The sequence below is a fragment of the Sphingobacterium sp. G1-14 genome, from assembly GCF_002196555.1.
Classification (GTDB): Bacteria; Bacteroidota; Bacteroidia; order Sphingobacteriales; family Sphingobacteriaceae; genus Sphingobacterium; species Sphingobacterium siyangense.
The window spans coordinates 2,741,524-2,761,777 of the sequence record NZ_CP021381.1 but is presented as its reverse complement, the minus strand read 5'-3'; the positions used below and the strand labels follow the sequence as shown (position 1 = coordinate 2,761,777).

Here is a 20,254-nt window from a genome sequence, read left to right as displayed (position 1 = left end):
TTTAAGCCAGATTAAATTCCTCTTCCAATTTGTTTTCATCTAGCGTATCTATTATTCCCCAAAAATTATTGATGTTGTTGCGTAGTTCACGCGAAGGCGTAACCAGAATTTTGAGTTTTTCCTCCGGCAACAATCTATGTAGTTTCTGTTTTATTTCAGCGTTGAGCTCCAACATGGTGGGCCGATTTACGGGCACGCGAAAAAAGAGCATATTAACATACACTTTTGCCCGTATTTTGACCAACCAGGGATTTTCACGCAGCACTTTGGTCGTTACGTCTATCCGACAAAACTTGCCATCATGCAGATAGACATCTGCCGTACGTTGTTCTTTATAGATGATCACCGCGTTTAGGCATTTTATCGTTTTACCTCCTATCGGTTCTTCACCCTCCCATTTGCGCAAGAGATATACCATCAGTGCCAGCCGATCCCGATTGCGTTGCCATAGGCTGAGCAGCACAGCCTGTGATTCTGCTTTTGTCAAAGACGAGAGATCCATCGTTGCTGTCTGGGCGTTATTCCAGGAGAGTTGCCGTGAACTCCTTTCCAGCTGGTCAGTCGTATTTTCACGGACAGCTAGATTTTCACGCATTCCGGATCCGATGTCTAACAGAAGTGGTGATGGACGTCTATCGAGACGAGTTTTAGACTCGGGTAAATGAACCGTCAGCAGACCAAGGGATTGCCAATCCAGCAATACCCATTTCGGAAAACGGTACACAAAAAGTATATATGCGATCACTATCGGAAAGAAAAACAAAAAATCGGTTGTCAGATACCATCTCGAAAGCACGATTAATCCCGGCCTATCCGGTAGCAATACTTCGAGTACAACTCCATGAAGAGCCAGTACAACGCAAATTGAGCACAGCAGATAAATCATAAAATTAAGCTTACCGTTCCTACCAAACCGTTTCCGAAGGACCAGAACTGTATGCATATAGCTGATCAGCAAGGCGTAGACCAGCAGCAGCAAAACCGTACCTATCCATACAGCCATAAAGCGTTTGTTATGGACACGTTCAACCACTTTACTACCAGCAGAACCCAGATTTATGATCAAAGCAATGATAAAGCAAAAGAAAATGTAAAGCGGATAATAGAATATTCGGATCCATCGGACGCTCACAATTTTTAATAAATACGAAAACAACCTTTTATTTTTATTTAATTTACCCGACGGCATACTGGTTACAAATTAGTTAGGCGATTGGCTTAAAAAAATACTTATCTCAAATTTACAAAATTTCTTTTAAATAACACTTATTTTCCCCCTGAAACATTCCGTCAAAATTTACGGAAAGCTGTCATATCTGTTCCAAACACTTGCTTTCCGTGGTTTTAGCCGATTTATTTGTGGTTTTACGAAATAGCAAAAATATGAAAAGAACATTTGACCAAGCGGGTGTTAACGACCTGCAACAGTTTGTATTGGCCACACTCCATGCCGATCGTCTTGCGATGATCAACTTTGTCATGAGTGACCTCGCTGGCTTTATGCTGACCTATTTTGATCTGCGCCCCAGCCAGATCCAATATCTGAACAATATGTCTACGGCACTCAAAACCGAGCTTAGCATTGGGATTGCCGACAGCTGGAACAACGGACTGGCCGTTGACTTCCAAAAGAACAGCAGTTCGGTCGATGAAGAAGAAGACACACCAAAGGATATCATCCTTTCACGATACAATTCATCCAGTGATTTACCTGTTGCGAACAGCTTGTTGCCGACAGGTTATTTTTCTATCCGCATTGTTTATCGGAATGCAGCACGTAGCTGATCCACGTTTCCCCGAAACAGACGTGGCATATTCCCCAAAATTAACAGCTATATGCAGACCGAATCATTCAGGTTGATAGAAGCAGAAATGGATTTTGTGAGCAAGAGTACGCTCACAAAATCCTTTCATCAGCGGCTACCCGATAGCCGAACCAGACTGCTTTGCAATCAACAAATTAGCATCTTTGAGGAGTATCTAGAGACAGGAAATCTGGAGAGCTATTGCTATCAGCTCGAGGTGAGCAGTGCAACAACAATTCGCTTTGACATACGCAGCCCGCAGACACACCTGCTCTACCATCTCGCTGGGCGTACGCCGATCCAATACAGCCAGCCGCAAGTCAATGCCGAATTTATTTTTCGTCCCAAACATGGCGCATTTTTTTATGCTCCGGAGACAATAATTGCGCTAAAATTCGAACCTGGAAAGTATCATATTCAAGGATTTACCCTCCCCCTAGATCTGCTGCACATCGGTGGTGTGCCTGGCTTTGAGTATCTAGCCAGCCTTATCGCTGCACACAAAGGCAAACTCGCACAGTACCGTGTCAGTCTTGATTTTGCGGCGATGGAGCAAACACGACGGACATTCTCCGAACTTACGGAAGAGCTCAATAAAAAGCCCCTGATCCCTAAAAGCATCATCCTCCATACGATTCAGGATCTGCTCCTTTTGAGCAAAAATAAGCTATTGAAAGCCGCAGGGCTGCTGAGCCACCAGGATCTTTTGGTCGAACAGGCGCGGGAACTGATCAGTAAGCGCATTGCTGAAACCGAGGAAATGACATGGATAAAAGATATCGCTGACAGCCTGCATATACAAGAAGATCAGCTCAATAGATACCATATGCAACGCTATGGAGAAACCCTACTGCACCACCGTAATCGAGAATTGCTAAAAAAGGCAAAACACTTGCTGTGTCAGGATTTACGCGTACATCTTGTGTCAGACTTATGTGGCTTTGGCCAAATTTCAAGTTTCAGCCGGTTTTTCAAAAGTGAGAGCGGGCTGTCTCCAAAAAAGTTCCAATATCAAATGCGCCCCCCAAAAGACGGTAGTTAGCAAGTAGATTCGCGGGTTTTGTCAAATCATCCAACGGACTGTGTCAAATTTTGCAATCCAGCTGTATCTATTTTTGAATCAGTGAACCAAATACCCCTAGGACTGGGTGAATTTATAAACAGAAAAGTATGATCAAGCAAGAGCATATAAAGCGTACAGGACGAGTCAGGATGCATTCTTTAAACGAGCAACCATTTGCCGCGGATTTGAGAACCCCGCATCGGCAATGGCCTTCACAATTGGTGCAGCGAAAGTACTCCGGCTTGGCAAAGATAAACCTCCTGCGGTCAACGACCTGCTGCTGTGCCGGCCCTGTACGTGACCGGCATGGACGCAGGTTTACCACATTCCCGTGTGTCGGTACGATATAGCATTTATTCAAAAAGGACTGGCCCAGTACGGCGTTTCGGTCAGCCCGGCAGAATCTGTGAAACCAGATACATCTTGGGTGTAGCTGATTAATTAACAAGAATTGATTAATTTAAAATTTTGCAACATGGCTTTATTTGAAATTATCGATGCGTCTCATCCTGCTGATCCAGCAAGTTATTCACCTGTTGGCTCCACTCCGCCTTCGTGTTTGGGAAATAACCAAATCTGTACGATTGAAGCGGCAAATTCAGGAGGACAACCAGTTATCAACCAAGCTTTATTAAGCGAAATGGTAACTGCATTGAATACACGCACAAGCTCAACAAATGTTAAATTAAAGCCTTAACTCAAGGCCATAATTTAACAAAATCAAGGCCGAAGAAAAATCTTCGGCCTTTTGATATTTTAGTGAGAACGAATCACGAGAGACAGTATTTCCCTCTCTGTCTTCTTTATATCCAGCCCATTACCTTTCAACACCTTTTTGAGACTTTCAAAGTCGTTCACCGCATCTGTAGAAATTACTTGATCGGAAAGCCCCTTGTCTATTTCAATCGGAGGAAACGAAGTATTAAAAATTTCCAGCATAGTGATCCAAGTTTTCAAGTCAGTCGGAGATTTCCCATTTTGCAATTTATCATTTCCTGACTTTCCACTCTTCACCAGCCAAATAGCTGATTTTTGTGGAGTCAAATCAACATTCAGATCCAACCTATTGCTTAAATCCTTAATAACAGCCTGTATACGATCTTGATGATCCATTAATAATGGCCATGTCGATTCATAAGTAAATGCATTTTTTTGCATCCAAATGGACTCTGGAATAGAATCCAGGTTCTCAAATTCATATAAATTATTTACATCCAGCTTTATACGTTCCTTTTTCATCAATGGAAGCTGTTGTATCTGGCTATAGAGGTATAAAAAAGCAGATACTGCGGTTGCATTGGTCATCCTATACCTCACCTGATTGCCAATTGTATCAACTTGATAATTTAAAGGAGCACCGTTGACGTATGGAAGCAAGCGGCTATATAGGCCAGATGAAAAGTTAAGAGAATCCCTTTCATGATCATCATAAAAATCATCCTTCATTGGCCAACGATGTATATCGTTTCCACCAAGCAAATCTTTTATATTTTTATCAGTCATCATATCACCAGCAGTGATGGCCGCCACCCTACCCTTATATATCCATACAACATGAGGGACTCCCTGATGTGGAAAGATCTTGGTCAAGACCTTGTCTTCCACCACCAAAGGTAATTTGAGATCCTTCATATACCTATTCTCCGCTAACAATTTCTCTATCCGCTCTTTCGACTCTATCCCTACAGGTATAATCTGTAGTCTCTCGGCAAACATCTGTTGCAGTTTATTATTTTTTGGCATCGCCTCTATGCAACTCGTACAGGAGGTTGTAAAGAAATCAAGAATGATCAGGTCTTTGTTTACATTATCCAAACGCAATGTACTGTCCCTCCAATTGATAACAGCCAAGGGCTCTTTAAAATCAACTGTATCACCAATTTTCAACGGTCTTACCTGACCTAAAACTATATATGGAATACATATCCATAAAAAAGCAATTGCTCTTAAAAAATTCATCTTATCTTTTGTTTTGGTTAATAGTGGGTGCCATTCCGATAACTCCCGATGGAATGAGAAAGGCATATCTTAAGTCATTAGGAGCCAGTTGGTATGTATTTTCACCAATCTTTCTTGAGAGCGACTTTGCATGAGCATCTTTCAGGTTGAGCCTCTTAAGATCCATCCACCTTAGATTGCGCATGATCAATGATTTTCTACGTTCTGCAAGAATAATCGCCAATGCTTGCGTTTTATTTGTCGCGGTAAAAGGCACAAATTCACCTGTTTTGAAACGGGTAAGCATCAGCTGGTTTAAATATTTCATTGCCTGGTCGATATTATCACGTTCACTATATCCTTCTGCCAAGTTCAGGTACACCTCATCAAGAACAATCCCAGCAAAAGATGTATAATTATTCTCGCCATCATATTTGGCCTTGAAAGTGACTTCGGAGCCCGTATCTTTAAAGTAAAGCGATTTTCTGAGGTCAGCAGAACCATACATATCGTAAAGCGAACTGTCAACAAACGAAGTATAAGGATCAAGGCATGACGAGGTCAATGTAATCGCATAGAATAATGTTTCACTGTTGAAACGCTGGAAAGGTCTAGCCGCGTTTGTATTTAACGTGTTATAATCTATCAGGACAGGTTTCTGTTCCAATACTTTTTCGGCTGCTGCAATCACCATATCATAATTTTGGATGACGAGCCCCAATCTGGAAAGTGCGGCATACGAAGCTACACTTGTGGGCCGAGTCTTATAATTAGAATGCGCAGGAAGCAATTTTGCACTCTCTGTTAAGTCATCAGCAATTTTCTGATAGGTCTCCGCCAACGATGCCCGTCTGGAGATTTCATCTACGGTTGCCGTCTCCCGAAGGACAATCCCAAGATCAGTACTAGACGAACTCTTGCTATAGGGCAATGTAAATACATCTGCCAATTGCATATAAGCATACGCCCTAAAAAACAGCGCCTCACCTTTGATCCGGTCATAATTTATTGGATCTACTGCCCTGTCAATGTTTTCTAATACATCCAACACCTGATTTGCATTAAAAATCACCTTATAACCAGCGGTCCAGTTTTCGACAGGAATATCGGCATCCGCCTGCCACAAATACATATCTCTTTCGCTATTGAGACTAATTGCCTCAAAAGCCTGCGTAGTCAGATAATAGTTGTCAGCCCCCACCTCTCCGGCAACTGGATAACTGTTGTTCATCGTAAAATAGTCGTCCAATAGCGCATCGCAATCTTTGAGGGTACTTGGCACCGCCATTTTCTGATTGGGCTTATCATCCAAAAAAGAATTGCAAGCGCTTAATAGCGTAACGCTATAAAAGATTATAAGTAAAAAATAATATCTCGTTATCATAATTCAATCATGTTAAATTCTACAAGCCCATATTTACTCCAAAGGATACCGAAAGTGGAAAGGGTATGGCATCCCTATATTCCGGATCTATCCCTACCTTATTTTCACGCCACAAAATGACATTCATGTTTTTGACAAAGCCATAGATGGATAGGTCTTTGATATGCTTAAAGCTTCCCAATCGGTATGAAATCAAAATATCCTGCATACGAATATTCCCACCATTGACTATCCAATCCGTAGATCCACTACTGAATCTGCCGCGAAAGATATCTATCGGATATTTGAGCGACGGGACATTGGTATGTAATTCGTCACCGGGTTGCTGCCAACGGTCTTTATAATCCTTGTAACCAGCCCTATTTTCAGCAGCGGTCTGTTGATTAAATGATTGCCTAAAAAACTTAAATCCCCACCGCGCCTGAAGATTTATTGTCAGCGAGAATTTTCCGATGGTAAAATCATTACTGAGCGATCCATAATACAGTGGGACGCCTGATCCCACATCTACAATATTTTCCATACCACCATACAGTATACCCCTGTAGTTTTTGCTTATTTCACCATCCAGATAACCTCTCGGATCTCCAGTTTCAGGATCAAGACCAGCAGAACGATAAGCAAACACAGTTCCCACATCATACCCCTCACGGTACTGTGTATTTGTCGATCCCGATGGCATCACATAGTTGTATGGGTAAGCAAATTTGTAATCATACTTTTTGACTTTTGTCCTGTTCCTATTGAGCAACAACCTAGAACGCCATTGAAATACCCGGCCCGTTATGTTTGCGCTGTTGATCTCAAGTTCTATCCCTTTACCTACCAGTTCACCCCCATTCTTAATGCTCGCTTCAAATCCTACTGTCGGATCTATCAGTACGCTGCTGATCAGATCTCTTGAATTGCGCTGATACCATTCGATGGAACCCGACAGCCTGTTTTTCAATAATCCATAGTCGATGCCCACATTGATTGTACGGATCTTTTCCCATGACAAGGAAGGGTTGGCCGGTGACGTGATGCTCGCATATGGCAGATTCGTCAGTGGCGCTGTACCATTATAATAAATAATGGGCTGGGCAGAATAGTCCGCATTCGCATGCCCAGAATAACCATAAGATGCTCTCAATTTCAGCAGGTCAATAAATGCCGCATGCATAAAAGACTCTTTATTTATTTCCCATGCTGTACCGATAGACCATAGCGGCTGCCACTTTTGATTAGACTTTACGCCAAAGAGATTTGAAGCATCTTTGCGTATACTGGCCGACAAATTATACCGGTCTAAAAACGAGTAATTTGCATTGGCGAGCAAAGAAACATATCTATTCGTGGTCTTTTGCAACGCATCCGCTATAGGGATATTGCCGCCGCCAAACTTTTGATTTAAAAAGGGGAATACCGTTGTGGGATCCACTGGGATAATATTAAGATTGGACGGATCGTAGCCGTAAAGTGTCTTGACATCCCTTTCAAACCGTCTTTCCCTAATCTCAGCTGCGCCCAAGACATCTATTTTATGCATTCCATCCTTAAACTGTGGAGCATAGTTCACCTGAAATCTACCAGTCTGATTTATATTATTCGTATGTGCATTAATCAGTCTATCACCCACCGGGATAGGCGTTTTAAGGAGAGCAACATCATTCCATTGGGATAAATAGTTGATCAGATTTCTCATTTTAAACGATTTCAGACCTAGCCAATCCTTTACCTCGACAGGGTTATACTGGTAGTTATACAGCAGTTGCAGCCTCAGGTCCGATCTCAGCTTATAATTAAAGCCAATGGTGGCCATCAGATTCTTTGAGCTTAATTTCTGCCAATTTTGGTCGACTTCATTTAGCAGATTAAAAGACCAATCCTGTAGTTTTCCGTTACCGGCGGTATCCCGATAAGCCCTGCTGATAGGGACAGCATCATTTGCAATCGGATTACCATTAGCATCTACCAATTTAAGATAAGGCCAAGCCCCACTTCCAGAGCCAGCATCCAAAGCGCCATAGGCAATGTTTTGATCTACGCTCGCGTCATGAGCAGAGACGTTTGCAAAATTTATATCTGTGGTTATTTCCAAAGCAGCGATTGGTTTTACCTTAACCGATGACCGCAAGGTTGTACGATCATTATTGGAGTTTATCTTATTATTGGCATTCCTGTCATATCCAGCCGTAAAATTATAAGCAACCTTATCCGTGCCACCCGAAAGATTAACTGCATACTGTTGGTTTACTGCATTTCTGTATATGTATTTGGAGTAATCATCACGTATATCATACGTTTTATACTTATCGATCTGCACCTGTGCATCTACTGCCGATACATTACCTTTCCTAACCTCATCGAGTAGCTTTACGACCGGGCTCACTGTCACATAACTATACGTATCATTCAACCTTGAATTGAAATAGCCTTTATCAAAGAGAAATGTTTCGTAGTCAATAAAATCAGTGCTATTCATAAAAGGCAAGGCATAGATATCCGGTCTTTTCTGAACGGTAAGGTTACTGTTAAAAGACAGTTTTGTCGGACTGTTTAAAGCCCCCTTTTTTGTTGTTAAGACCAGTACGCCGCCGCCGCCATAGATACCCCACAGAGATGTAGCCACCGCATCTTTGAGTATGGATACAGATTCAATATCATTGGGATTAATATCACGCAGATCACCTTCATAAACGACATTATCCAATATAATTGTCCGAGAAGGAGCACCAAGAAGCGCAGACTTGCCACGCATATCAAAGTTGTAGTTAGGAACCGTCTCATATTGGGATCGATCCAACCATCTGTACTCCTTATCTATGCGCACACTATTGCTCATGTTTTCGAGGCGATCGATAATTGTAGAACCAACACGCTTGTTAAGCATCTTGCTATCCACAAATTCAAAGCTCCCCGTCGCCCGTTCCTTTGGAATCTTTTGGTAGCCTGTACTCACCACCTCCACCTCTTCCAATTGATTCTCCAGTGGTATCAATTTAAGATGCATTGATACCCCAGCTGTATACGACATGACTAAGTGCTTGAATCCCAAATGGGAGAACGAAACTGTACCTTTGGGATTGACGACTGGCAATGAAAAGGAGCCGTCCTTATTAGACGAGGTCTTACCCTTTTCACCTTCGACACGGATGGAAACACCTTGGATCGGCTTACCGTCAGTAGATGATACGACAGTACCGCTAATAGCTAAGAGCCCTTCCGCCCCGCTGTCCTTGCGGGGCGTCTGAGCCGATAAACTAAACATAGAAACCATAAGGGACATGATTAGAATTGCCCTTATAAGAAACATTCCCTTTACGCTCCTCGGCGTCGGCACAGGGGTACATGCCGACATGATCCACCTCAAGCTATATACTATACAATCGAAGGGGCACTTTTTATCCCATTCGAATTGAACTTTTTTTAATTTATTTTTTCCAGCGCCATTTATAGGCACCAGATGTGCTACCTTATCCAATAAGGCAGACATCAGATTTGATCTGTTTGTCATCTGCTTATTGGTAAGGTTAGTCTATTATTCGTCCAAAAAATTCGTGGATCCGCTTGGTGATCTCCAGCTCATCCAGGCTAAAACCTGTTGTCTCAGCGTCTGAAAAATCTAATTTGCTCATGTCCACATAGTCTTTATGCACGTGGAAATAAGCAAGCAGTACAGCTAATAGATCGAAACCGAAAACCTGCTTTTGGCAGAGCTCTATTAGATTTTCATTAGGCCAGCGGTCTGCTGACTTCTTAAGTAGTAAAGAAATGGTATTCTGGATGGTACGGATATCATACTTTTTCCAAAAATCAACAATCTTATCCGTGGGATCATAATCTTGATCGTGTACTTGGTATATGGCTAGTTCTAAGGCAAGCACATTTGAATATTTTTGATTCATTTTAAGGTTCATAAAGATGACTTATGCTATGACCTTTCCTTTTAATTAGGCATAGCTTCCCCTATTGCAAAATTTTTGCATTCCAAAGAGGTGTCATTGCAGGGAATTCACAGTCCTTGCAGGTTTCACAAATTAAGAATTAACAAAATCCCGCAAAGCGCCCAGAGGCAGTTACAAAGCATTGATTAGGGGGACATTATGGCGCTTCCTGTCGGGAAAGATAAAAAACCGATCTGTAAGCAATAGAAAACTATGCTTAAATTCCTTTGATTTGTTTGGAACAATAAATTTTAAATGCTAATTTTAAGTTGTTCACGCTTAAATAGAGCAATTAAATCTATTATTAACCTGATCTAAAGGGAATGTTGTAAAACAGACAGATCGGAAAACCTTTTATAAGGGAGTACTTATTTGTATCCTATCGGCATGTTACAAACCTGCGATAGCAGCCCTCTCCTGTTTTGGTTTTTAATGATTTAATAATCTATCCTGGCGCGCGGATAGAGTTCTTTATGGGAATAGTGTGTGCAAACCGAGGACTTCGATCCTGGATCGTGTCTGGGTGGTTTTGCTTGGTGGTTTTAACTCGTTTTGTCATAATCATAATGTTTATAAAACGATGTGACACCCGAGAGGCTTGAATATACTAAATTGGCTAAAACCAATAGAGCGAACTTCAAAGCTTTGAGCGTGGCGCCGCCAAGCAACCTACTTAAGTCGAAACTTAAGCTCCACAAAGTCTTACAAGAAGTTCGCTCTACTGAATTATGTACGAATATACAAAAACTCAATAGAATACGAACTCCGTGTCAACTCATGTGGAATTTTTGGCGGCTTTCGCTCACGAGTGACAATCGTTAGGCTGAGGGCGAACCTCTCCTACCTGTCGTAATAGTATAAACAAAGATATAAAATAAATATATAAAATTCAAATTTTTCGATTAATTAAAATGAACGGAAATAAAAAGCCAAATAGTTGTCTTGCAGAGTTTGTCCTTATCCTTTTAAGGTATATGGAAAAGTTTGGATTGGAAGCTATAGACATAGCATTTCTTGCTTTTACTAATAGGATTAACATCGAAAATCTAATAACTCTAAAAGGTAGTTTAGAATTGGAACGTATGCAAGCAATTGCTCAGGCATTCAATATGCAGCATTATCAATTTTCAAATCCCAAACAAAAAATGCCAGAATTCGATGAATTGCCAGAACGAACTCAACGAAGAATAGCTTTTAGAAAAGAAAAAGGAACTTATACCCCGGAATCAAAGAATTCGACCACTATAAATGATAAAATTGCAGTTGCACTCTCCTTCTTAAAAGTTAACGAGAAATTTTTGACAGAAAAAATTGCTATGCAGATTAACGCAGTTGATTCTGATACAATTTTTACAACAACTTTAGTAGGCGACCGACTTGCAAAATCGTTTTCTAAGTATGTAGAAAAGACAACGGAAAAAATTGAAGAGAAAGATGGAAAGAAAAAAAAGGCTGGAGCTAAACCATTTTTTTACAAAATGAAAGCGAGTATTCCAACCACAGAACTAAAAGAATCAATTAAGGTTCTCGGAAATTATTGGTTTGAAAGTTTTAAAGAATTCGAAGAGAGGTCAAATAAAGAATAAAGACCAATTATATAGATAAAACCTTAATTAAATTATGTTTTCAATAGAAATTATATTCATGTATATGATCTGGGGTAGCTTCTTAGCGATAGTATTATATGGACTTTATAGAGTTCTATTGGCTCTATTAGAAAATATTTGTCAGCTAAAAATGACCATAATGCCGCTATTCGCGAACAAAATCAGGCCTTAAAAAAAATAGCTTCCACTATCAGAGAATCAAATGATAAAAACGGAATACCGCTAGAGATAATTTAATATGAAGAAACTAGCCATAGCCCTATTTTTTCTCTCACTGATTACAGTAGCATATGGAAAGGGAGTGACTAATACCACCACACAGATCATTACGCAATCCTCTTAGTGCTCACCTCTTAGAATCTTAACGAAGAGATAATGTAGAGGCAGTATTACATGAGATATTTAGATGACTCTATATGATATACTTTGCATTTACGAAGTAGCAGTGGATAAACAGAATAAAGATAGACATCAGTCGCATCTCTTTAAAATTGATGATGAGTAGTACAAGAATAATAACAGATAATATGAGTGATATTTTACGCAAAACAGAATAATGAATATAAGAGGTAATAATTACGAAATAAGAATATTGCTAGATAGTGTTTCCGAAATTAAGGTCAATAAAACAATTCCTTATATAGGAAGCAAATCTTATACAGATAGCTTTCAAATAAAAAATAATGAAATCATATTAATTTGTAAAAGATCTTCAAAAATCAAATTACAAGATATTTTTTACAATAATAATAGCAGTTTGAATAATCAAATTATTAAATCGCTATTGTATTATTATGGAATAACGAGCTCACTATGTAAAATACTTACAATAACCGTATCTAGATCTGCCTCAAAGGGCATCTTAGAAAATTACGAATTAGAAAAAGACGATATTCTACAGGTTTTCAGTGATAATAGGACTTTATTATATAAAATCGATGCAAATCAATTAGATTTTATCCTTGAAGAGACGCCAAAATCATACTCTTTAAGGAATAGTCTATCTCACTATTTTATTGGTTATGTAAAAGATAAATCCTATGTGAAATTTGAGAAGTATTGGAAGTCGTTTAATGCTTTATATAAGAGCATCACTGGAAAACAACAAGATAAAGAGGCTCTCCGGGATCTTAGAGCATTTTCAATGACTCATGTAAACAAGATGGTCTTTTCAGATAAAACCACAAACGATATATCTAAAGGTGAGATAAAAAGACTATCTATAAGATCATTTATATTGAAAGATTTCCCTACAAATAGCAAGACTGCCGAATTTATTGGATTCATTAATAGATATACAGATAATCGTATTCTAGACTCTATAAAAGATAGAAACTATGGTATACAAAAAGATTTTTTGTCGATTGCAGAAATAACATCCTTAGATAATCATATTTCTAATAATACTACGACCAAAAACAATATAGAGTTAACCTTTTTTTTAACCGGAAGGTTCGGCTATGCCATTAGAAACCAGATTTTCCACGCTGAAAAAATTGACAATGAATTTAGGATCTCAAGAACAAAAAGCATTGACGATATTGATTTAGTGAACAAAGTTTTCGGTGCCTATATAATAGATTTATTTAACCTCGCGTAAAGCTGAAAGAAAAATCTTAATAGTCAGAAAAATGATCAACATAGATAAAGCATTTAATACAGAAAACAGGAGTATTTACGAATACTTTGTACAGCCGGGGGTTGGTTTTTACATACCGCTTTACCAACGTGAATACAGCTGGGACTCTTCAAATATTGAACAGTTATTAGAAGATATATCCAAAGGCATAGAAGACTTATCTGATGATAGTACAGAAAATCAAATCCGCTTCTTGGGTACTATTATTACTGTTACTGAATCCGATAAAAATAATATTCAACCACAGGATACCAAGGCTCTGCCCCCTGCTATTGAAAAAGTTATTGATGGACAGCAACGACTTTCGACTATTTCTCTTATAGCGACACTACTTTATAAACAAATCACTGTTATAGAAGAACGTCTTGAAAAAGCTGCAAAGAAACTGGAAAACCCATACGAGAAAGACGAGATTGTATCCGAAATCAAAGAGGCTTGTAAAGATTGGAAAAAGAAGCTACAGAACGTATTTGGTGTCGACCTAAACAGAGGTAATCCATCAATAAAGCCGAAAATAATTCGTGGCAACCTTGACAAATGGGTAATGCGTGAAAATCAGAATGAGAGTTATCTATCCCAAATTGCTAGCTATCTATCTGCTTTTATTGAGCATTTCTTTAACAATGGAGATATGCCTTCATTTGACAAACAGTCCAATGCCGGGAGAAATCTTAAAGATATTTATGCTTGGTTAACTAAGCGGGTTGCATTAGCACACTTGGATAACTCTGAATTTTGTGATGCTAAATCTATCTTTGAAAAAATAGATGAAGATAATCTTTGGCAATATGAACGTCCTGTATTAAGAGAGATATTGGAGATTGGAGATATCACGGATAAGAATACTTTTTCTTATCATCTATCTTCTTTGATACAAACGTTTTCTGTATGTCACTATTTGCTAGACCGTTGCTGTTTTACTATCATAAAACCAGCTAATGATGATTGGGCATTCGATATGTTTCAATCTTTGAATGCGACAGGTACCCCATTGACGGCAATTGAAACATTCAAGCCTGTAGTCGTACAGGCGATTACAGATTTTAAAGACTCGCCTGAAAATGAATACTTCACGAAAATCGAAAGAGCATTTGAAAATTTATCAAGTGCGGCTCAAAAAAGCAAACTAACAAACGAGCTACTAACTTCTTTTGCTCTGCCTGTTGAAGGCAGAAGGCTAGCTACCCACTTTAGTGCTCAGCGCAAATGGCTTGCAGCTATCTATGGGCAACTCCATGCTATTGCGGATAAAACAGAGTTTATTAAATATTTTGGTAACTATACTGAGTTCTACGACGACGTATGGAATAAATATAAAGGTAAAGACAACACACCGTTAGCCATACTTGGGAATAGCACTGATGGAGATTTGGCATCCCTATTACTTTTGTTTCTTAAAGAAAGTAATCATAAAATGGCTATCACCTTTTTGGGCACTTTCTATAACAAGCTAGTTGAAGGAGAACCGAATTCAGCTTCAAATTTTATAGCGGTAATAAAAGCAGTTTCGGCTTTTTACATAATCTGGAGAGCAAATCAATCTAATTCTGGACTTGATGACGCATATCGTACCTATTTCCGAGGTTCTTTAAAACTAGAGATTGAAAGTCATACTTGGTTAGATAAAGATTCTTTCGATGTATCTAAAATAAAGCAGTACTTCAGAAATATTTTACCTAAAGACAAAGAGGATTGGTTAGCAAAAGCAAGCTTATACTGCGGTTATAATACGTCTTATAGTGTTTCGAAATTTGCTTTATTCAACGCGGCCCACGATACCATTCCTGATAGTGATAATCCGGGATTATTCAAAAAATCAACAGAAGGTACAATTAACTACTTAAGACTTGAAAAATGGATCAGTGAAGAGCTTGACTCGATTGAACATATTGCACCTAAAACAAATAAGGGAGATTGGAGTGCTAGCCTTTACGAAGAAGATGAACTCTACAATAATCTTGGTAATCTGACTTTATTACCAAGAGGCGTCAATACTAGCGCTAGTAATAAGGGATGGAAAGAAAAGTTAATTTACTATAAACACCTCGGAGAAACGGATCCAGATCGTTTGATCGAGCTAACGAACAAAGCAAAGGCCGATGGTATTCCTTTAAAAGAAGGAAGTCTTGAAATACTTCAGAAAGCAAAACATGCAGCTCATATAAGGCCGTTATTAATTTTCCCTCCTGAACAAGAATGGGATGCGGCTATCGTTAAAGCTAGATCTAGAAAAACATTAGATGCACTTTGGGATAGAGTAATTGGTTGGTTAGAGTAACATTAAAATCTAGATATTATGCTCAAAAATTGTGATTGGTCAGCTGATAGAGATTACAAAACTGGATCGGAAGATGATCCGAGGCAATTTTATTTTGAAGGGTTATTTAATAGCTCAGAATTCCATTTGTTATTAGGCTACTTCAGTTCTAGTGCTATCCATTTATTAGCTCCTGGCTTTGCAGCTTTCATAAGTAAGGGTGGGAAAATGCGTATGGTTATTAACCATTTACTTTCAGCAAATGACAAAGAAGCATTCGAGAAAGGACAACAGAACACTGTATCTAATGGTCTATTTGACTTAGATGATATAGTCGGACTTGCTGATACTTTGGACGAGTACAACAAACATTTCTTTGATTGTCTTGCATATTTGATTTCTACCAAACGCATAGAATTTACCATAATAAAGCCTAAAGAAGGTAGAGGAATCGCCCACTATAAGTCAGGAGTTTTTTCTGATGGCAGCGACTATGTGGGCTACAAAGCCTCATGCAACTTTACTTGGAATGGCCTTTCGGAGAATTTGGAAGAATTACAGGCTTTCTTGAGCTGGGAAGAAGAGCGATCTATAAAACTGATTAATAAACAGCTTCAGGTTATCGACTCCTACTTTTCCCAATCCAATGAAGATGTGGAGTATCTTTCTGCTGATAAAATCGAAGTTGCTATTGTTGATAATTTTGGTTCGAAAGATATTAATGAGCTACTTATACAAGAGAAGGAGCTTTTAACAAAAAAAGAAAGTCTCTGGCTAAGTCCCAAAACACAAAAAACCATCGAAAACTTCTACAACGAGATAGATCAAGTAAAATCCGCACCTAAATTCCCTTATAAAGAAGGACCTAGAGAATATCAGAAGAATGCATTCGAAAATTGGAAAAACAATGAGCAAAAGGGACTTTTCGCAATGGCTACTGGTACAGGAAAAACCATTACTTCTCTCAACTGTCTTCTAGAGATTTATAAAAAAACGGGGTATTATAAAGCTTTAATCTTAGTCCCGACAATTACTCTTGTAAACCAATGGGAGAATGAATGTAAGAAATTTAACTTTTCCTCGATAATAAAGGTCTATTCAAAAGCGAATTGGAAAAACGATGTTGCAGCTATCTTAACTCGTGAGAAGTTATCAGAACCAAAGGACATATCTTACATTTTGATTTCAACATATGCGTCTTTTGTCAAAGAGAATACCTTTCAAGAGCTTAACAAACTACCTTACCAAACCTTGTTGATTGCAGACGAGTGTCATAATATGGGGTCTGGCCGTCTATTAAAAAGACTGGACGAGATTGTTTTTAAAAGACGTATTGGTCTTTCAGCAACGCCAGAGAGACAATACGACGAAGATGGGAATACTAAGCTTTTTTCTTTCTTTAACAGTGAAAAAGGGTATACTTATGAATATTCTATGAGAGAGGCTATTGAGAATAAGATACTCTGTCGATATTATTATTATCCGCACCTCGTCCGTCTTACAGATTCCGAAATGAAAGATTATATGGATTTGTCTATCAAGATCTCCAAATATTACAATAACAATTCTGAGACATTTTCAAATAATCCTATCTTGACAGCGCTATTATTGGCTCGAAAACGAATCATACATAAAGCTTATAATAAAATAACCACATTTAAGCGTATTATAAATCAAGAGTATTCAAAAAAAGGGACGCTAAAATACACGCTTGTCTATGTCCCAGAAGGAAATGATCCGAACGACTATTTTGAAACCGATCTATTTTTAGAAAATGAAGAAATGGGCACTGATGGTGATGCTGTTCATCTAATCGATGTGTTCACTGGCGCGGTCAAAGATACTGGGGAACGAGTAACTACAAAACAATTTATTTCCGGAACCAAGGATAAGGAACTAGTATTAGAGCAATTTGCTAATGGCGAGATAGATGTCTTAACTTCTATGAAGTGTTTGGATGAAGGAGTAGACGTACCACGAGCCGAACTCGCAATTTTCTGTGCTAGCACAGGTAATCCAAGACAATTTGTGCAACGTAGAGGGAGAATACTACGGACACATAAAGACAAAGAGTTCTCATATATACACGACTTGGTTGTTATACCCCAACTAAATGAAAATAGTGAAAGCTATAATATGGAACGAAACATGCTAAAAAGTGAATTAGCTCGTGTTAAAGACTTCTCTTTGCTTTCTGAAAACAGCTCTTATACACTAGACGTACTTTTAGATATTATGAACCATTATAATTTAAATCTTTACAATAATGAATAACCAGGATAAAATGTTACAGCTCGTTCTTTCGGATGATAAGCTCTATAAACTTTATGAGTACAATTTAGAGGATTACACATCAATAGATGACGCTTTAGATTCTGATAATCCAATAGTTGCTGTTGTAGCGAAGATTATAAAAGGAATATCGGGAAACCCAGATAAAGGAATACATAAAGAAGTATACAACGAAGTAATCAACTATCTAAATCAGAATATACTATGATTATCAAAGAAATAACTATAGAGAATTTTAGAAGTTATTATGAGACAAATACAATAAAGTTCAATGACGGTTTGTCTATACTCATTGGTGATAATGGCGATGGAAAAACGACCTTCTTTGAGGCTTTAGAGTGGTTATTTGATACATCAAAGCAAAATCTTGATTCACGGTTAATCTCCGAGAAGAAAATTTCGGAAATGACAGAGGATGAAAGCTCATTACTTCGTGTAGCAATGATATTCGATCACGACGGAGAAAAAATTGTAGAGAAGTCCTTCATATTTACTAAAGACTCTGAGGGGAAAATTAAAATAAGTGATTTTCAATTTAAAGGATTTGAATCCAATGGATCTGAACGAGTACCGGTACAAGGTGGAGTATTACTAGACCGATGCTTTGAAGCTGCAATAAGAAAGTATTGCCTATTTAAAGGAGAAGAAAATCTTAATGTATTTAATGATGTTGAAGCATTGAAATATCTCATAGACACTTTCTCAAATATTAAACAATTTGACCCCTATTACACAGAAGATGAGAACAATCAAGGCTTTACGGAATATGCAGAACAACTATCTCGAAAAGCATTTGAAAAAGCGATGAAATCTGACAAGCAGAATTCTCAACAAGAAAGAGAGCTCAGCACTCAAATGGAAAATTTTCGGAGAGACCTTAGCAATGTAAGACAAAGATTGCGAAGTAATCAAGAGAATGTAACGACGTATTCAGGTAAACTAGATGAGCTAGAAAATAGTAAAGAAGCGAGTGAGCTTCTTAGAAGTATCAATTCGCGATTGACCTCATTAAAGGAAAAAAAGGGGCAAATAGAACGTGTAATAAACGAAGATTACTCTATTAAATTATTAGATAATCTTTGGATTCTATCAGACTTTCAGTCCGTTTTTGCAGAATTTCAGGATAAAGTTTCAAAATTCAGCAAAGAAAAAAGAAAATTAGAGAGAGAAGAAGAAAGATTAAAGGGGAAAGAAGAGTTAGCAAAAGAAATCTCTCAAGGTTTTATTCCTCTTTCTGCAAATGTCCCTGATAAAATTTCGATGCAAGAAATGGTTAGTGAGTTTGTTTGTAAAGTTTGCGGACGTCAAGCTCCTGAAGGCTCTGAAGCGCACGATTTTATGGTTAATAAACTTAAAACTTTAATTGAAAGTCAGCAAGCTAACGAAAAAGAAGTTTCAAAACCACTATTCCCAAATAATTTTGTTAAAGAGCTTGAACAGAAAAGCAATGCCTTAGAGTATAATGCTAGCGATATTAATAATCTGCTCAACATTATAAAGGACAATATTGAATTTAATGATGCTCGGAAAGCTGAAGCTAACAAAATTCAAGAAAGTATAGTAGTAGAAGAAGAAAATAAGAAAAAGCTATTGGCACAAAATGATGGTTTGACAGAAGATCAACTTCAAAATGCATATATAAATATCAGCACTTGGTACGAGAACAAAAATAAATCTGAAGTCCAAATCAGTATTCTCCAAAGAGAGGAAGAAGATCTTGAAAGAAATTTAGCTAAAATTCAAAATCAGTATGAAAACTTAGCTAAAGATTCACATGCGGAGATATTCAGAAAAATTCATAGTGCCTTGGATAAAATAAAAATAGCTTTCAAAAATGCCAAGCAAACTAATACTCAAGAGTTCTTAATGCAACTAGAAGAGCGAGCAAATAAATATCTTGAAGAGTTAAATATGGATGGCTTCTATGGAATTATTAGAATTATTAGAACTCATGACGGCCGAGCGAATATTGCTTTGCAAGATAAAAATGGGACTTTAATTTCTAACCCAAATCAAGCTTTAAAAACGACCATGTTCATGTCTGTACTATTTGCAGTATCTGACCTTACATCGTTAAGAAGAGAAAATGATTACCCGCTGATTTTTGATGCGCCAACGAGTTCGTTTTCTTATCAAAAGGAAGGAGATTTCTTTAAGGTTATATCAAAAATAAACAAGCAATGTATAATTTTCACCAAAAGCTTTTTAACGGAAAACGGCACACTAGATAACGATAAAATCGCAGCTCAAAATTGTACCATATATAGAGTAGAAAAACAACGTCCTTTCGATGACAAAGACCTATCAACAATTCATACAAAACTAACTTTAATAAAGGGATAA

14 protein-coding genes are annotated in these 20,254 nt (G+C 38.1%); 9 read left to right on the top strand and 5 right to left on the bottom strand.

Features of this window, described 5'->3' with window-relative positions; translation table 11 throughout:
- Position 1 precedes the first annotated feature (1 nt).
- Positions 2-1,066 (bottom strand): hypothetical protein, encoded by a 1,065-nt coding sequence (locus CBM24_RS11515; protein WP_232475763.1) that lies wholly within the window; start codon positions 1,064-1,066, stop codon positions 2-4.
- Positions 1,067-1,383: 317 nt separating this feature from the next.
- Here CBM24_RS11515 and CBM24_RS11510 point away from each other — a divergent pair, with 317 nt between their 5' ends.
- From CBM24_RS11510 to CBM24_RS11500, 3 genes are all read left to right on the top strand, one after another.
- Positions 1,384-1,785 carry a hypothetical protein gene (locus CBM24_RS11510; RefSeq protein WP_088161342.1) on the top strand — a complete coding sequence of 134 codons (402 nt, stop codon included), beginning with the start codon at positions 1,384-1,386 and terminating at the stop codon, positions 1,783-1,785.
- A gap of 51 nt (positions 1,786-1,836) precedes the next feature.
- Complete coding sequence (locus CBM24_RS11505; protein ID WP_088161341.1) at positions 1,837-2,847, top strand: helix-turn-helix domain-containing protein; 1,011 nt, start codon at positions 1,837-1,839, stop codon at positions 2,845-2,847.
- A gap of 496 nt (positions 2,848-3,343) precedes the next feature.
- Entirely contained in the window at positions 3,344-3,565 is a 222-nt protein-coding gene (locus CBM24_RS11500) for a hypothetical protein (RefSeq protein ID WP_088161340.1), read from the top strand.
- Between the two features lie 59 nt (positions 3,566-3,624).
- Here the strand turns inward: CBM24_RS11500 and CBM24_RS11495 are convergent, their stop codons facing one another.
- Genes CBM24_RS11495 through CBM24_RS11480 form a run of 4 tightly spaced genes read right to left on the bottom strand, consistent with a single transcriptional unit; the run spans position 3,625 to position 10,089 of the window.
- A complete protein-coding gene (locus CBM24_RS11495) occupies positions 3,625-4,827 on the bottom strand; it encodes a TlpA family protein disulfide reductase (RefSeq protein WP_088161339.1) in 1,203 nt (400 codons plus the stop codon).
- 1 nt (position 4,828) lies between these two features.
- A complete protein-coding gene (locus tag CBM24_RS11490; protein ID WP_088161338.1) occupies positions 4,829-6,190 on the bottom strand; it encodes a RagB/SusD family nutrient uptake outer membrane protein in 1,362 nt (453 codons plus the stop codon).
- A gap of 19 nt (positions 6,191-6,209) precedes the next feature.
- On the bottom strand, positions 6,210-9,686 hold the full coding sequence (locus tag CBM24_RS11485) for a SusC/RagA family TonB-linked outer membrane protein (RefSeq protein WP_088161337.1): 3,477 nt from the start codon (positions 9,684-9,686) through the stop codon (positions 6,210-6,212).
- 16 nt (positions 9,687-9,702) lie between these two features.
- The gene (locus tag CBM24_RS11480) at positions 9,703-10,089 is read right to left on the bottom strand and encodes a hypothetical protein (protein WP_198386097.1); all 387 of its coding nucleotides are present in this window, start codon (positions 10,087-10,089) and stop codon (positions 9,703-9,705) included.
- A gap of 938 nt (positions 10,090-11,027) precedes the next feature.
- On the opposite strand from CBM24_RS11480, the gene CBM24_RS11475 reads away from it, so the two are divergent.
- The 6 genes from CBM24_RS11475 (at position 11,028) to CBM24_RS11450 (ending at position 20,254) form a co-directional block, all read left to right on the top strand.
- Positions 11,028-11,702: a hypothetical protein gene (locus CBM24_RS11475; RefSeq protein WP_088161335.1), complete on the top strand. Its 675-nt coding sequence runs from the start codon at positions 11,028-11,030 to the stop codon at positions 11,700-11,702.
- A 577-nt stretch (positions 11,703-12,279) separates the two neighbouring features.
- Complete coding sequence (locus CBM24_RS11470; protein ID WP_088161334.1) at positions 12,280-13,323, top strand: hypothetical protein; 1,044 nt, start codon at positions 12,280-12,282, stop codon at positions 13,321-13,323.
- Positions 13,324-13,354: 31 nt separating this feature from the next.
- Positions 13,355-15,640, top strand: coding sequence for a DUF262 domain-containing protein (locus CBM24_RS11465; RefSeq protein ID WP_088161333.1), 2,286 nt, complete (start codon positions 13,355-13,357; stop codon positions 15,638-15,640).
- Positions 15,641-15,658: 18 nt separating this feature from the next.
- Positions 15,659-17,893 (top strand): DEAD/DEAH box helicase family protein, encoded by a 2,235-nt coding sequence (locus CBM24_RS11460; RefSeq protein ID WP_088161332.1) that lies wholly within the window; start codon positions 15,659-15,661, stop codon positions 17,891-17,893.
- Entirely contained in the window at positions 17,886-18,119 is a 234-nt protein-coding gene (locus CBM24_RS11455; protein WP_088161331.1) for a hypothetical protein, read from the top strand. Before CBM24_RS11460 ends, CBM24_RS11455 begins: the two co-directional genes overlap by 8 nt.
- On the top strand, positions 18,116-20,254 hold the full coding sequence (locus CBM24_RS11450; protein ID WP_088161330.1) for an AAA family ATPase: 2,139 nt from the start codon (positions 18,116-18,118) through the stop codon (positions 20,252-20,254). The genes CBM24_RS11455 and CBM24_RS11450 overlap by 4 nt, the downstream gene beginning before the upstream one ends.